At 41.0% G+C, this 510-nt stretch carries 1 pseudogene; it reads right to left on the bottom strand.

Annotated elements, in window-relative coordinates:
- Positions 1-510, bottom strand: a pseudogene (locus B0183_RS11765) (hypothetical protein); the annotation flags it as partial.

The raw sequence follows: 510 nt of genomic DNA, 5'->3' as shown, positions 1-510 counted from the left end.
GTAAATATTCTGACCATTTGCACCCGTTTTTGAAGTCACTTTCACATTTTTACCCGCTTCAACTTCAGTTCTTGCGGCTGCGGTTGCGGTATTAATTGCTACTGCGACTTCATCTCCTGTCGCAAAATGGTTGCTTTTATCTGCTGCACTAATGGTGCGTTTATCCTTAGAGGCAGTGAGTTTCGTTTTAGCAACCGCCAAATCATACACGATTTGCTGATTATCGCCCTGACGCTCTTTAATCACCACACTGTGATCGGTAGATTCCACTTCAGTTTTCGCAGATTTCAACTGTTTCACATTAACAGCGTCCGTATCTGCTACCCCTTCAGCGACATTACCTAATACCATCGGAGTTTTATTTGCCAAATTCACTTTTACTGCTAATGACTTAAGCGTAATACTGCCATCTGGATTTTGCGTTTTGGTTGAGAATTTACCTTTAACATTCACCACTGGAATTAACTTAATCGAACCATCTTTAGCAGGTTCTTCCAAATAGAAATTACC

This window comes from Glaesserella parasuis, from assembly GCF_002015085.1.
In the GTDB taxonomy this organism is placed as follows: Bacteria; Pseudomonadota; Gammaproteobacteria; order Enterobacterales; family Pasteurellaceae; genus Glaesserella; species Glaesserella parasuis.
Note: the sequence above shows the minus strand (reverse complement) of the source record. Positions and strands in the feature narration are given on the sequence as shown.